This is a genomic window from Jannaschia maritima, assembly GCF_030973515.1.
GTDB classification, from domain to species: domain Bacteria; phylum Pseudomonadota; class Alphaproteobacteria; order Rhodobacterales; family Rhodobacteraceae; genus Jannaschia; species Jannaschia maritima.
In genome coordinates this window covers 161,898-175,604 of the sequence record NZ_JARGZA010000007.1, presented here as the reverse complement: position 1 = coordinate 175,604, position 13,707 = coordinate 161,898, and the positions used below count along the sequence as shown (strand labels likewise).

Sequence of the window (13,707 nt, the reverse complement as noted above, 5' to 3'; positions counted from 1 at the left end):
CACCGGTGAAGCGATGCGGGGCGGCCTTCGGGCCGCCCCGTCCGCGTTCAGGCGACCGCGGCGCGGGCGGCCACGGCCTTGCGCGACCCGTCCGCCTTGCGCTTGCGGGGATGGGGTTGGCCCGTTTCCGCATAGTGCTTCAACTCCTCGGTCGCTTCGCGCAGGACCCGCCCGAACTGCAGCTTCATCGGCAGCCCCATCACCACGTTGAACGGGAAGGCGATGTCGGCGGCGAGCCGCAGTTCCACCCTCGAACCGCCGCCGTCGGGATGGACGGTCCAAGCGTTGACGAGGCTGCGGACGAAACCCGGCATCTTCGCGCCGGTGGCCGAATAGGCGACGTGGCGGCGGGCGGGATCGTAGGCTTCAATCGTTTCCGTGAAGGCGCCCAGCGACGTCTCGCACGTGCGGCCCGCGGCGGGCGCGCCTGGAATGGTCGCGGCCCCGTCCCGTGCGCGGGATACGTAGACCGAACTGGCCCAGTCGCCGGCATGGACGTAGTTCGGGCCCAGGATGTCCCAGACCCTGTCGGGGGACGCGTCGATGCGGAAGGTTCGCGTGATCTTCATGACGATGCCCCCCTCAACCGACGACCTGGCCGCCCATCGCGTAGCCGCCCTCGGCGGTCTCCTCGATGTGGACGGTGACGTATGGGCGGATGTCGCCCTTGCTGGACGCTTGGGCCACGGCGGTCAGGCCGTCGGTCATGCGCGCGACGATGGCGGCCTTCTCCTCCGTCGACCAAGCCGATCGGGGGACGGTGACGCGGATGGTGGGCATGGTAGATCTCCCTGGAACGATCGTTCCGCTGAATTACATCGTACGGTGTATAATACGGCACCGGACTGGTATTGCAATAGGCGTTGCATAAAATGGCGAGACCTAGGAACTTCGACGAGGACGAGGCGCTCGGGGCGATGGTGGCCGTGTTCTGGCACCATGGCTACGACGCGACGACCATGCGGATGCTCGAGGAGGCGACCGGCATCGGCGTGCGGGGCATCGCGAACGTGTTCGGCGACAAGGAGGCGATCTTCCTGCGGGTGCTGGCGACCTATCACGCGCAGGCACGCGGCGTGGTCGGCGCGGTGCTGGAGCCGCCCTCGCTGGACGGCGTGCGGATGCTGTTCGGCTCGCTGGCCGCCCCGGCGGACGGCGACGACGTCCGCAACAGCGGATGCCTCATGGTCAACACGGTGTTCGAGCTCGGGCGCACGTCCGCGCCCGTGCGCGAGGCCGTGGAAGCCTACCGCACCATGTGGCGCGACGCGTTCGCGGCCTGCTGCGCGGCGGGCGGCGTCGACGATCCGCAGGCCCGTGGGGAGTACCTGTTGGGCTTGCTCTGGGGGGCGTTGAGCCAAATCCGCCTGGCGGGCCGGACGGACGCGGCCGCGCCCATGGCGCGCATCGCGGTGGAAACGGTGGACGGCTGGGCGGCGGCGGGCGTCTAAACCCGGCCTTAACGGGCCGCTCGCTAAGGGCGGCGACACCGCATCCACCCGTCGAGGCCCGTCTTGTCCGACCTGTCCGATACCCTGTCCCCCACCGCGCGGCACCTGGCGGGGCGCTATCGCCGCGCGTCGATGTCGATGCCCCTGGTCGCGCTGGTCCTGGGCGCCTCGGACGGCGTCCTGCTGGGGCTGGTCCATTGGTTCGCCTTCTATGCCGCCACGCCCGGGGCTGCCTTCGGCGCCTGGGCCGCGGCCGCGTTCGCGGCGGGATTGGGCGCCGTCGGCGTGGCGACGACGGTCCTGTTTCGGGCCTATGACCGGGGCCGGATCGGCCGGGTCGGTCGCGGCACCCTGATCCTGCTGGCGGCGTCCCTGGGTCCCGCGCTGATGGCGGCCGTGCTGCGGCCCATGGATCTGGACGCGGCGCGGTTCCTGGCCGTGGCGGGCCTGGGAACGGTGATGCTGCCAATCCCGGTCCGCGCCGTGATCGCCAAGATCATGCGCTGGGCCGACGAATCGGGCTTGATGGAACGCCGCGCCGTGCTGGTCGGCGGGGGTGACGGGGCACGCCGGGTGATCGAGGGGCTGGACCGCGCGGGCGGCACGCGGGTCTGCGCCATCTTCGACGACAGATCCGGCGACCGGTCGCCCGACCTGGTGCTGGACGTGCCGCGGATCGGGCGGTTCGACGACCTGGTCGGCTTCGCCCGTGCGGCCGAGATCGATCTGGTCATCGTCACGCTCGACGTCTCAGCGCAGGAACGCATCGGGCAGCTGTTGGAGACGTTCGCCGTGCTGCCCGTGCCGGTCCACCTGTCCGCGTTCTCGGAATCGTTCGACTTCGCGCCCGGCGGCCTGATCTCGTTGTCGGACGGGACGTTCGGGGCGCGGACGCGCCTGCGCAAACGGGCGTTCGACCTGGCGTTCGGGACGCTGGCCCTGATCCTGGCCATGCCGGTCATGGCGCTGGCCGCGGTCGCGGTGAAGCTGGACAGCCCCGGCCCCATCCTGTTCCGGCAATGGCGGGCGGGCTTCTCAGACCGGCCGATCCGAGTGCTAAAGTTCCGGTCCATGCGTGAGGAGGCCGCCGATCCCGATGGACGCGCGGTGGTGACCCGAGGCGACGCGCGGGTGACGCGGGTGGGGGCGTTCCTGCGGCGGACGTCGATCGACGAACTGCCGCAGCTGTTCAACGTCCTGCGGGGCGAGCTGTCGCTCGTGGGTCCGCGGCCCCACGCGGTCGATGCGCGATCCGCGGCGCAGGACAGCTTCGACGCGATGGTGAAGGGCTATTCCCGCCGCCACCGCCTGCCGCCCGGCATCACCGGCTGGGCCCAGATCCACGGCCTGCGCGGCACCGTGGAGGACGCGTCCCACCTGCGCGCGCGCGTCGATCACGACCTGTGGTACATCGAGAACTGGTCGCCCTGGCTGGACCTGAAGATCCTGCTGATGACGCCCGGCAGCTTGGTGATGCGGCGCGAGAACGCGTTCTAGGGCATCCCTATCCCGACGCGGTGCGGGGTCGTCCCCGGGCGCGACCCGGGGACCTTCTGATGCTTGCGCGGCGCTTCAGGAAAGGAGGTCCTCGGGTCGAACCCGAGGATGACCCAGCGCAGACCGGCTACGCCATCGGTTACCGGAACGGATACATCCACACCCTGTAATCCGCGACCAATTCCGTCGCGTGGTCGATCTGGGCGCGGGTCATCTTCTTGACGACCTCCTCCAGGCTGATCGCCGCGTCGGGGTCGCCGCCGATGGCCGACAGGGCGTACCACATGTAGGCCCGTACGAGGTCGGGGGCGGGCATGCCCAAGCCTACCTCGTAGTACCAGCCCACGCCCGACTGCGCACCGGGATGACCCTTCATCGCGGAGCGCAGATACCATTCGAAGGCCCGCACCTCGTCCTTGGGCACGCCCAGGCCCAGGGCGTACATCACACCGATCAACTCCTCCGCGTCGGCGTTGCCGGACCGGGCAGCGGGCCAGAGCGCGTCCCTGGCGTCCGCGAAGCGGCCGGCCTCCATCAGGTCGCGGGCATCCTCGATGTCGGCCACGGCAGGACTGGACAGCGCCAGAAGGACGGCCAAGGTGACGGCATGGGACTTCATCGCATCCTCCTGGCCTTCATCGTGGCCGCGCTTCCCGCGACGGCGCAAGAGGTGACGTTCCTGCCGCACGACGACGCGCGCGCTGCGATCGGGCGCCTGCTGTTCTACGACCCCATCCTATCTGGCAACCGCAACATCAGCTGCGGGACCTGCCACCACCACGACACGTTCAGCGCGGACGCCCTGTCGCTGGGCATCGGCGAAGGGGGTGCGGGCATCGGGGCGAAGCGGAATGCGGGGCAGGGCGACGACGCCATCCGCAAGCGCGTCCCGCGCCACGCGCCGGCCCTGTGGAACGTCGGCGCTGTCGAGTTCACGCATTTCTTCCACGACGGCCGGGTCAGCCGTTCGGATAGCTACGGCAACGGATGGGATTCCCCGGCGGAGGAATGGCTGCCCCCGGGCCTGCCCAACCTCCTGGCCGTCCAGGCGATCTTTCCGCTGGTCGCGCAGTTCGAGATGGCGGGCAACCCGCGCGAGAACGAGGTCGCGGGCGCGGTCCACGACCGCATGGACTATGCTTGGCCGATCCTGGCGAAGCGCGTGCGCACCATCCCCGCTTACGGCGCGATGTTCGTGGATGCCTTCGACGACGTGTACGAGGCGGCGGACGTGACCATCGCGCATGTGGGCGTGGCGCTGGCGGACTTCATGAACGTGGAATGGCGGTCGCTGGACGCGCCTTGGGACGCCTGGGTCGCGGGCGATGCCGATGCCCTGACGCCCGCGCAGGACCGGGGGCGGTCGCTGTTCTTCGGGGGGGCGGGCTGTTCGACCTGCCATTCCGGCCCGCTCCTCACCGACCATGGGTTCCACGCCATCGGGCTGCCGCCCTTCGGCCCGGGCCGGACGCGGCGGTTCGACCCCATGCCCCGAGACGTGGGCCGCATGTCGGAGACGGACGACCTGAATGACGCGTACCGCTTCCGCACGCCGTCCCTGCGCAACGTCGCGCTGACCGCGCCGTATGGCCACAACGGAGCCTATCCGACGCTGGAGGGAATCGTCCGCCACCACCTGGATCCGGCCGGGTCGCTCGCATCGTGGACCCGCGAGGACGCCGCGCTGCCGGACGCCCCCTGGCTGGCGGCCATCGACTTCGTGATCCAGGACGACGAGCGCGAGATGGCGCGCGTGGCGGGCAAGCTGGACATCGCGCCGGTCCCCCTGACCGACGGCGACGTCGCCGATCTGGTGGCCTTCCTGCATGCGCTGACGGGTGGCGACAGCCGCTATGGCAGGTTGGGGCGGCCCGATCGGGTGCCGTCCGGTCTGCCGGTGGACCGATGACGCGGCTGCTCGTCGTGGGGATCTCGGTCCTCGACTATGTCCACCACCTCGACGTCCTGCCCGCGGGCGACGCCAAGCATCGCAGTCACGCGTTCGAGCGGATCGGCGGCGGCTGCGCGGCCAACGCCGCCGTGGGCGCGGCGCGGCTGGGTGGCGCGGTGACGCTGGTGACGCGTCTGGGGACGGACCCGGCGGGGGACGAGTTGGCGGCGATGCTGGGGGGGCAGGGGCTGGACCTGCGCGCCGCGCGGGGCGGATCGCAACCGGTGTCGTCGGTGATGGTCGCGCGCACGGGGGAGCGGATGATCGTCAACTTTCCCGGCGCGGATCTGCCCACGGTGCCGCCGCCCTTGCCGCCCGTGGACGGGGTGCTGGTCGATTGCCGCTGGCCCGAAGCGGCGGAGGCCGCGTTGCGCCACGCCCGCGCGCTGGGCGTGCCGTCGGTGCTGGATGGCGAGCGGTTTACGCCCGAACCCCTGGCGGCGCTGGCCGATTCCGTCGTCTTCAGTACGCAGGGCCTGGCCGACTTCACCGGGCTGGCCGACCCGGATGCGGCGCTGGCGCAGGCTGCGGACCGGTTGCCGGGGCGCGTGGCCTATACCGACGGGCCGCGCGGCGTCGTCTGGCACGGCGGCCCTTCGGTCCCGGCCCCCGCCGTCGCGGCCGTGGACACGCTGGGCGCGGGCGACCTGTGGCACGGCGCGTTCGCATTGGCATGCGCGCGGCGCATGTCCCTTGCGGACGCCTCCGCCTTCGCCAATGAAGCGGCGGCGCGCAAATGCGCGCGGGCCGGGGGATGGGCCGTCTATCCAACGGCCGCAGACCTGGAAAGGGTGCCATGAGGATCGCAATCCTGCCGCTGGCCCGGCCGACCTTCGACGTCGAGTACGCGCGCGAGACGCTGGCCGCGATGCTGGCCGACCTCGATGCGTGGGCGGACGCGAACGGTCACGTCCTTTCGGGACCGCGCGACCTTCTGATGGGGGCGGACGAGGCGGCGTTGCAACCGGTTGCAAACGCGGACGTGTTGCTGATCCTCCAGGTCACGTTCACCGATGCCGCCTTCGCCGCCCGCGCGGTGGCGGGGTTCGACGGACCCGTCGCGATCTGGGCCGCGCGGGAGCCGCGTGCGGGGGGGCGCCTGCGGCTGAACGCGTTCTGTGGGTTGAACCTGTTGTCGCACGCGCTGGGCCTGGCGGAGCGTCCGTTCACCTGGGCCTATGGCGAGGGGGCCGATCTGGACGCGCTGCTGACGGAGACGCCCGATGCGCCGATCCTGGGCAGTCCCGCCGACGCCGCCCCGCGTTCGGTGCCCGCTCTGCGGATCGGCCGGATTGGGGAACGTCCGGACGGGTTCGACACCTGCGCCTACGACGCGCCGCGTCTGCGTGATCTGACCGGCGCCACCGTGCACGAGATGCCGCTGACGGCCCTGTTCGACCGTGCCCGGGCGGTGTCCGACGATGCCGTGGCCCCCTATGCCGCTAAGGCCGCGGCGCTGGTGGGGGCAGGCGATCTGGACGCGGGCGAGATGGACCGATCGACCCGCCTGGCCGCGGCCCTGGACGAGATCCGGGTCGAGGAACGGCTGGATGCCGTGGCGATCCGCTGCTGGCCCGAGACGTTCACCGAATACGGCGGCGCGGTCTGCGGCCCCGTGTCGATGCTGGGCGAGGCGCGCGTGCCGTGCGCGTGCGAGGCCGACGTCTACGGCGCGGTCACGCAGGCCATCCTGCAGGACGTGGCGGATGCGCCGGTGTTCCTGGCCGACCTGGTGGACATGGACGGCGACACCGGCGTCGTGTGGCATTGCGGGCAGGCGCCCGAAAGCATGGCGGCGGGTCCCGCGGGGGCGACGGTCCACACCAACCGCAAGCAGGCGCTTCTGTACCAGTTCGCCCTGCGGCCCGGCCGGGTGACGTTGTTCCGGCTGTCCCAGGCGCGGGGGCGGCATGGGGTCGTCGTCGCGACGGGCGAGGTGGTGGACGCGCCGATGGCGTTCACGGGCACGTCGGGCACGGTGCGTTTCGACCGGGGCGCGGACGCGGTGTGCCGGGACGTCATGGCGTCGGGGCTGGAGCATCACATGGCGCTGGCCTATGGCGACCACCGGGACGCCCTGGCGGGGATCGCGGCGGGTCTGGGCGTGCCCCTGCTGGAACTGGGCTCGCCGCGCGGGGGCGCGTCGTGATCCGTTATGGTCTGATCGGCGCGGGCATGATGGGGCAGGAGCATATCCGCAACATCAACCTCCTGGGCGATGCCGCGGTGACGGCGGTGGCCGACCCGGACGAGGGGATGCGCGCCCTGTCGCTCGCCACCGCGCAGTCGGCGAAGGGCTATCTGACGGCGGAGGATCTGGTCCTGCAATCCGACGTCGACGTGTATCTGGTGGCGGCGCCGAACGACCTGCACGCGGGCCTGCTGCAGCGGCTGATGGCGACCGACAAGCCCATCCTGGTCGAGAAACCGCTGGCCACGACCACCGCCGATTGCCGTGACCTGTTGAACATGGCCAAGGGGCGGCGCGCGCCGATCTGGGTGGCGATGGAATACCGCTACATGCCGCCGATCCAGCGGTTGTTGCAGGCTCTGGACCAAGGCGCGGTGGGCGATCCGCGCATGGTGTCCATCCGCGAGCACCGCTTCCCGTTCCTGCCCAAGGTGGACGACTGGAATCGGTTCAATTCCCGGACGGGGGGGACCCTGGTGGAGAAGTGCTGCCACTTCTGGGACCTGATGCGGCTGATCCTGCGGTCCGATCCGGTGCGGGTTTATGCGAGTGCGGGCGTGGACGTGAACCACCGGGACGAACGCTATGCGGGGGGGATCCCCGACATCGTGGACAACGCCTATGTGGTCGTGGATTTCGCCAATGGAACCAGGGGGATGCTGGATCTGTGCATGTTCGCCGAAGGATCCCATTGGCAGGAGTTCGTGGCCGTCACGGGGCCGAAGGCGCGGTGCGACGCGATGATCCCCGGACCGGCGCGGTTCGCCCCCGACGCCGCCCCCCGGGAAGCGGAGTTCGTGACCAGCATCAGGGCGTTGAAGCGGGAGGTGCGGGAGGTCGTGCCGACCCCCCCCGAGCTGCTGATCGCGGGCGACCACCACGGCAGCACATTCTATCAGCACCAACGTTTCCTGAAGCTCGTGCAGGATGGCGGCACGCCGGAGGTGACGTTGGAGGACGGGTACTGGTCGGTGCTCGTGGGCGAGGCCGCGGAGGAATCGGCGCGGGCCGGGCAGGCCATCGACCTGAGCGGCAGGGGCCCCTGAGGGCACGGAATAGGGCGTACACCCCCCGTACACCCCCCGTGCATACGAAACGTCGGATCACGGGCCTGATCGGACCCCGTCGCGCGCCGTTCCGCACAGGGGGCGGTGTCCGGCGGTCCGCTCGGGCGGACCGCGCTGCGGACCTCGGGTCGACCCGTCCCCGACGGGACCAGCCCTTCGCCCCCGGTACGCCTTCCTGTCGTCCACGGTGTCGTCGCTTGGCCGGCCGGACCCGGCGATGGGTCTTCCGGAACGGGCGGGCGGGTCGCGTGGGGGGATGGCGGCGGGCCGGGGGCGTCCTATGTGCCGGACCGAACGGGACGGGACGGACGGGCATGAACACTTGGATCGGGATCGCGGGGCTGGGGGTGCTGCTGGGGGGCGTCGGACCGGATGGTGGCCCACCGCCGCCGGTGGACCGGGACTGGCCCGCCCTGCGGCTGGCGCAGGCGGCGGTCGGGGCGCCGGACGCGTTCGCCGTCACGGAGGTCGGGCTGGTCGTGCAGGTGGACGGCGTCACGGTGATGGTCGACCCGGTCGGGCCGCAATCGGCGTATCTGCGGTTCGGGCGGCCCGACGTGGTGATCCTGACGCGCGCTGACCCGGCGCATCTGAGCGTCGAGACGATGATCGGGCTGTTGCGCCGCGACACCGTGGTGCTGGCCCCGCGAGCGGTGATCGACCGCCTCCCGGCGATGATCGCGAACAACGTCGTCACGCCGTTCGAGGCGGGAACGACGCAGATGGCGGACGGGATCCGGTTCCGCGCGCTGGATGCGGATGCGGGCGTGCCGGCGGGCGCCCGGGCCTATGCGCGCGAGCGCGGCGATATCGGCGTGGTGATGGAGGCCGCGGCCGGGGCGTTCTTCTTCTGACCGACCGGCTTGCGGCCCGTCCGATCCCCGGCCAGGAAGGCCCGGTCGCGTTGGAGGGTGCCGCATGATCCTGATCACCGAGTTCATGGCCCTGGACTGGGTCGACTGGCTGTCGGCGCGCGGGGACGTGACGTACCAACCCGACCTGCCGGACCGGCCGGACGATCTGGCGCGGCTGGCGCGGGACTGCCACGCGCTGATCGTGCGCAACCGAACGCCGGTCCGCGGACCACTGCTGGATGCGGGGTTCCGCGTGGTGGGGCGCCTGGGTGTGGGGCTGGACAACATCGACGTGGACGGGTGCAGGGAGCGGAACATCGCGGTGATCCCCGCCACGGGGGCCAACACCCTGTCTGTCGCCGAATACGTCGTCACCACGGCCGCGATGCTGCTGCGCGGGGCGTACCTGTCGCGCGACGCCATGCAGGCGGGGGACTGGCCGCGCGGGCCCCTGGGGCAGGGGCGCGAGATCGCGGGCAAGGTCCTGGGGCTGGTGGGCTACGGCGAGATCGCGCGCCGCACGGGCGCGCTGGGCCGCGCGCTGGGGATGACGGTGATCGCGCACGATCCTTTCGCGTCCGACTTCGACGGGACCGAGGCGGTGGACCTGCCCGCACTGCTGGCGCGTGCCGACGTCGTGTCGCTGCACGTGCCGCTGACGGACGGGACGCGCGACCTGATCGACGGGGCCGCCCTGGCGGCGATGCGGCCGGGCGGGGTGCTGGTCAACGCGGCGCGCGGTGGCGTGGTGGACGAGGCGGCGGTCTGCGACGCGTTGCGGTCGGGCCATCTGGCGGGCGCCGCGCTGGACACGTTCGCCGCCGAGCCGCTGGGCGCGGACAACCCGTTCGCGGGCGTGCCGAACCTGATCCTGACCCCCCATATCGGCGGCGTCACGCAGGAGGCCAACGCGCGCGTGTCCGAGATGATCGCCCGCGCGGTGGCGGACCGGCTGGGCCTGTGACGATGCCGCGGGGGGACGGCGCGGGCGGCCTGCTGGTCCACCGCCCGCCCGTCTTCGCCGACGCGCCGGTCCTGGCCTGCGCCGAAGGGATCAGCTTCTGGGGCGGGGTCGATCCCGAGACCGGCACGGTCATCGACACCCATCATCCCCAGCGCGGTGCGTCGGTCGCGGGTACGGTGCTGGCGATGCCGACCTCGCGCGGGTCCTGCACGGGCAGTGCCGTCCTCCTGAGCCTGGCGCTGTCGGGTCTGGCCCCCCGCCTGCTGGTCTTTTGCGAGGACGAGGACGTCCTGACGCTGGGCGCCCTGGTGGCGGGGCTGCTGTTCGACCGGGCGGTGGGTGTCGCGCGGCTGCGCGCGGACGCCTACGACCGCGTGGCCGCGTCGGGGCGGGCCGGGTTCGACGGAAGCGCATTGGTGGCCGACGGGCATCGCATCGCGCTGGGCGAAGGCGGCGGGGACGGTCCCGCCCTGTCGGACGCGGACCGCCGGACGTTGGCGGGCGACGACGGCCCGGCCCCGCGCATCGCGATGGAGACCGTCGTGGCGATGGCGCGCGTGCAGGGTGCCGCCCGCCTGATCGACGTCACCCGCGTCCACATCGACGGCTGCATCTATGCCAACGACGGCAACCTGACCTTCGCGCGCGCGATGCGCGACCAAGGGGCGCGGGTGCGGGTGCCGACGACGACGAACGCGATCTCGGTGGACCGGGCGCGCTGGCGGCGGCAGGGGGTCGCCCCCGCGTTCGGGACGCCCGCGCAGGAACTGGCCGACGCGTATGTCGCCATGGGGGCCGCGCCGACCTTCACCTGCGCGCCCTATCTGCTGGCGGACCGGCCCGCGCGGGGCGAGCGGATCGCCTGGGCGGAATCGAACGCGGTGGTCTTCGCCAACACCGTTCTGGGCGCGCGGACGCCCAAGCATCCCGATTTCCTGGACCTGATGATCGCGGTGACGGGGCGCGCGCCCGAGGCGGGGGCCTATCTGGACGAGGGCCGCGCGCCCGTCGCGGCGCTGGACGTCGCGTTGCCCGAGGTCGTGGACGACGGAACGTGGCCGATGCTGGGATGGCTGGCGGGGCGCGCGTCGCCCGCCGGCATCCCGTTGCTGCGGGGGTTGGAGCGGGCCGGGCCGTCGCACGACGACCTGAAGGCCTTGTGCGCGGCGTTCGGCACAACATCCGCCGCACCGATGCTGCATGTCGCGGGCGTGACGCCCGAGGCGGATGCCTGGTCCGGCGCGTGCCTGCCCGCCATCCGTATCGGGCCCGAGGATCTGGACGCCGCGCGGGACGGCTTCGCGGCGCCCGGCGCGCGGGTGGACCTTGTCGCGCTGGGCAGTCCCCACCTGTCGGCGGACGAATGCCGCCGGTTCGCGGACCTGCTGGACGGGCGCCGCGTCGCGGACGGGGTGGACGTGGTGCTGACCCTGGGCGCGGCCGTGCGAGCCGAGATCGCGGCGTGCGGCACGCTGGCGCGGTTGGAAGGGGCGGGCGCGGTGGTCGTGTCGGATTGCTGCTGGTGCTCCATCGCCCGTCCCCTGTTCCCGCCGGGGGCGAAGGTCGTGATGACGAATTCCGGCAAGTACGCGCATTACGGACCGGGGCTGACGGGCTGCACGACGGTGTTCGGTAGCCTGGCGGACTGCGCGAGGGCGGCGACGCGCGGGCGGGTCTAGGCGTCTGCAGCACCTGCCGATGGGGCTTGGTGAGCCCGAGAGCCCCGCCCCCCGTGGCTCTTCCTTCCGTTACGGAAGTTTTTGTTGAGAATTAGAAGGAAGGATGTTCCAATCCTCGGGCTTCGTTGACGTCGTTTCAATCCTAGCCAAGGGAGAAAGCCATGGACCCCCATAGCACGTCGGGCAAGCGCCGGTACGTCGTCCTCGCCTTCGTGGATGTCGATCCGCACTACTACGAGTTGGGTCGCGAGAAGCGGGTCGATCTGACCCGGCCGCATATCGAAGAGTTGGAGGAGCATCTCAGCGACGTGTCCCTGGTGTCTCTGAAGACGACCGGGCTGTCGCGCGACCGGATGATCGAAATTCTCGAATCCGACTCGCTGGAATCGATCGAGCGGATGCTCGATCGGTACAAGTCCGGGGCGAAGTCCCGCTACGGTCGCATCAGCGAGGTGATCGTCACCGAGAAGGGCATGGTCCGAGAGATGACCGGCGAGCGGGCCAGCTAGGCCGCCGGCATCGTCACGGTCCCTGCGTATCCCTGCCCCGTCCGCAGTCGGGGGTTTCGCGTCCCACCTCCATGTCCTGCGGCGCGCGGGCAGGGACCCACTGCATCGTCATGCCTCAAGGCCCCCCGTCCCCGGCGGGGGGCGTCCCCCCCGGGGCAGTCCGTCCGCCAGCGCGGCGGCGAAGCCGGCGAACAGGGCCTCGGCCTCGGCCATAGGGCGATCTGCCAGCATCGCGCCGAAGAAGTTCACGGAGAACGACATGTACTGCACGGAGGCGAACAACAGGTCGATGTCCGCGTCCGGGGGCACGGCGCCGCGGTCCTGCAACAACCGGATGCGGTCGTGGAAGTTGCGGTCGGCCTTGCCGTCCATGTGGCGCGCGCCGCTCCGGCGGAAGTCGGCGTCGATGGCGGAGCGGCTGACGATCAGTCGGATGACCTCCTCGTCCGCCAAGTCCTGCGCCAGCTTCGCGCGGAGGTACGCGTGGATCTCGGCCTCTAGATTGGGTTGGGGAGGGTAGGGCAGCGCGCCCTCGCGCCGGGCGGCGACGAATTGGTCCGTCAATGCCACCAGCAGCCCTTCCTTGCCGCCGAAGTAGCGGCTGATGAGGGACAGGTTGGCCTGCGCCACCTCCGCGATCTCGCGCAGCCCGGCGGCGTCGTAGCCGCGCCGCGCGAACACGGTCCGTGCGGCCCTGAGGATCCGCGCCTCGGTCGCGGTGCGGTCGCGGGCGCGACCTGCGGCATTCTGCGTGACGATGGGCATGTGGACGATTGTTTACAACCCGCCGGGCGGTCCGTAAAGAAAACGGATGTTTACTTATGTGAGATGAGGGTGATTCCATGACGGGCCTCATGCGTGCCGCCGTGCTGGAGGCATGGACCCTCCTGTCGCTGTTCGCCGTGGCGATGCCCTTGAAGCACGTGTTCGGCGTGCCGGAGGCCGTGTCCCTGGTCGGGCCGATCCATGGGTTGGCCTTCATGGTGTTCCTCTGGTTCGTGGTCCGATCCTGGGCGGAGGGGCTGATCGACTGGATCGGGGCGCTGCGCCTGTTCGCCGGCGCGTTCGTGCCCTTGGGCGGTTTCTTCAACGAACGCTGGCTGCGCCGGCAAGCGGAGATGTCGTGATGCTGTACGAGTTGGCGAAGGCCGCGCATCTGGTTTCGCTGTTCGCGTGGATCGGGGGCATGGTGGTGGTGGCCGTCGCCCTGCGCCATCCGGCGCCCGCGCATCTGCGCCCCCTGAAGGCCTACGACCGCGCGGTGACCACGCCCGCGATGATCCTGGCGCTGGCCCTGGGGATCCTGCTGGGCGTCCTGGGCGGCTGGTTCCAGTCCGCCTGGCTGGGGCCGAAGATCCTTCTCGTGCTGGTCCTGGCGGGGCTGCACGGCGCGCTGGTCGGACGCCTGCGGCGCGCGACGTGGGAAGACGAGGTCGGCCCGGCACGAGGCAACCGCCTGTTCCTGCCCGCGGGGCTGGCGCTGGTGGTGGCGATCGTCCTGTTGGTCGTGCTGAAGCCCTGAAGCACGTCGCCACCCCCCTCGC

16 protein-coding genes are annotated in these 13,707 nt (G+C 71.3%); 12 read left to right on the top strand and 4 right to left on the bottom strand.

From position 1 onward, the window contains the following. Positions 1 to 47 precede the first annotated feature (47 nt). Together P0084_RS08955 and P0084_RS08950 are read right to left on the bottom strand one after the other, a co-directional pair. A complete protein-coding gene (locus P0084_RS08955) occupies positions 48 to 569 on the bottom strand; it encodes an SRPBCC family protein (protein WP_308916486.1) in 522 nt (173 codons plus the stop codon). A gap of 13 nt (positions 570 to 582) precedes the next feature. After that, positions 583 to 780 (bottom strand): tautomerase family protein, encoded by a 198-nt coding sequence (locus P0084_RS08950; protein WP_308916485.1) that lies wholly within the window; start codon positions 778 to 780, stop codon positions 583 to 585. Positions 781 to 872: 92 nt separating this feature from the next. Between P0084_RS08950 and P0084_RS08945 the strand changes: the two genes are divergently transcribed. After that, positions 873 to 1,451 (top strand): TetR/AcrR family transcriptional regulator, encoded by a 579-nt coding sequence (locus P0084_RS08945; RefSeq protein WP_308916484.1) that lies wholly within the window; start codon positions 873 to 875, stop codon positions 1,449 to 1,451. Positions 1,452 to 1,514: 63 nt separating this feature from the next. Next, positions 1,515 to 2,948, top strand: coding sequence for an exopolysaccharide biosynthesis polyprenyl glycosylphosphotransferase (locus P0084_RS08940; protein WP_308916483.1), 1,434 nt, complete (start codon positions 1,515 to 1,517; stop codon positions 2,946 to 2,948). Positions 2,949 to 3,087: 139 nt separating this feature from the next. Here the strand turns inward: P0084_RS08940 and P0084_RS08935 are convergent, their stop codons facing one another. Then, entirely contained in the window at positions 3,088 to 3,567 is a 480-nt protein-coding gene (locus P0084_RS08935; RefSeq protein WP_308916482.1) for a tetratricopeptide repeat protein, read from the bottom strand. Here P0084_RS08935 and P0084_RS08930 point away from each other — a divergent pair. The 8 genes from P0084_RS08930 to P0084_RS08895 all read left to right on the top strand — a co-directional run bounded on the left by P0084_RS08930 (position 3,556) and on the right by P0084_RS08895 (position 12,163). Further along, positions 3,556 to 4,857, top strand: coding sequence for a cytochrome-c peroxidase (locus P0084_RS08930; protein WP_308916481.1), 1,302 nt, complete (start codon positions 3,556 to 3,558; stop codon positions 4,855 to 4,857). The genes P0084_RS08935 and P0084_RS08930 overlap by 12 nt on opposite strands. Next, the gene (locus P0084_RS08925; RefSeq protein ID WP_308916480.1) at positions 4,854 to 5,699 is read left to right on the top strand and encodes a PfkB family carbohydrate kinase; all 846 of its coding nucleotides are present in this window, start codon (positions 4,854 to 4,856) and stop codon (positions 5,697 to 5,699) included. The genes P0084_RS08930 and P0084_RS08925 overlap by 4 nt, the downstream gene beginning before the upstream one ends. Further along, the gene (locus tag P0084_RS08920) at positions 5,696 to 7,048 is read left to right on the top strand and encodes a hypothetical protein (protein WP_308916479.1); all 1,353 of its coding nucleotides are present in this window, start codon (positions 5,696 to 5,698) and stop codon (positions 7,046 to 7,048) included. Before P0084_RS08925 ends, P0084_RS08920 begins: the two co-directional genes overlap by 4 nt. After that, positions 7,045 to 8,136, top strand: coding sequence for a Gfo/Idh/MocA family protein (locus P0084_RS08915; RefSeq protein ID WP_308916478.1), 1,092 nt, complete (start codon positions 7,045 to 7,047; stop codon positions 8,134 to 8,136). Before P0084_RS08920 ends, P0084_RS08915 begins: the two co-directional genes overlap by 4 nt. A 335-nt stretch (positions 8,137 to 8,471) precedes the next feature. Beyond that, positions 8,472 to 9,011: a hypothetical protein gene (locus P0084_RS08910; RefSeq protein WP_308916477.1), complete on the top strand. Its 540-nt coding sequence runs from the start codon at positions 8,472 to 8,474 to the stop codon at positions 9,009 to 9,011. Positions 9,012 to 9,075: 64 nt separating this feature from the next. Beyond that, complete coding sequence (locus P0084_RS08905) at positions 9,076 to 9,975, top strand: hydroxyacid dehydrogenase (RefSeq protein ID WP_308916476.1); 900 nt, start codon at positions 9,076 to 9,078, stop codon at positions 9,973 to 9,975. Between the two features lie 2 nt (positions 9,976 to 9,977). Next, positions 9,978 to 11,654, top strand: coding sequence for a cis-3-hydroxy-L-proline dehydratase (gene lhpI, locus P0084_RS08900; RefSeq protein WP_308916531.1), 1,677 nt, complete (start codon positions 9,978 to 9,980; stop codon positions 11,652 to 11,654). A 161-nt stretch (positions 11,655 to 11,815) separates the two neighbouring features. Continuing rightward, entirely contained in the window at positions 11,816 to 12,163 is a 348-nt protein-coding gene (locus tag P0084_RS08895; RefSeq protein ID WP_308916475.1) for a hypothetical protein, read from the top strand. A 108-nt stretch (positions 12,164 to 12,271) separates the two neighbouring features. On the opposite strand, the gene P0084_RS08890 is transcribed toward P0084_RS08895, so the two are convergent. After that, positions 12,272 to 12,928 (bottom strand): TetR/AcrR family transcriptional regulator, encoded by a 657-nt coding sequence (locus P0084_RS08890; protein ID WP_308916474.1) that lies wholly within the window; start codon positions 12,926 to 12,928, stop codon positions 12,272 to 12,274. 77 nt (positions 12,929 to 13,005) lie between these two features. Between P0084_RS08890 and P0084_RS08885 the strand changes: the two genes are divergently transcribed. Both P0084_RS08885 and P0084_RS08880 read left to right on the top strand, forming a co-directional pair. Further along, on the top strand, positions 13,006 to 13,290 hold the full coding sequence (locus P0084_RS08885; RefSeq protein WP_308916473.1) for a DUF3817 domain-containing protein: 285 nt from the start codon (positions 13,006 to 13,008) through the stop codon (positions 13,288 to 13,290). After that, positions 13,290 to 13,685, top strand: a complete 396-nt coding sequence (locus P0084_RS08880; RefSeq protein WP_308916472.1) for a CopD family protein — start codon at positions 13,290 to 13,292, stop codon at positions 13,683 to 13,685. The genes P0084_RS08885 and P0084_RS08880 overlap by 1 nt, the downstream gene beginning before the upstream one ends. Positions 13,686 to 13,707: the final 22 nt, after the last annotated feature.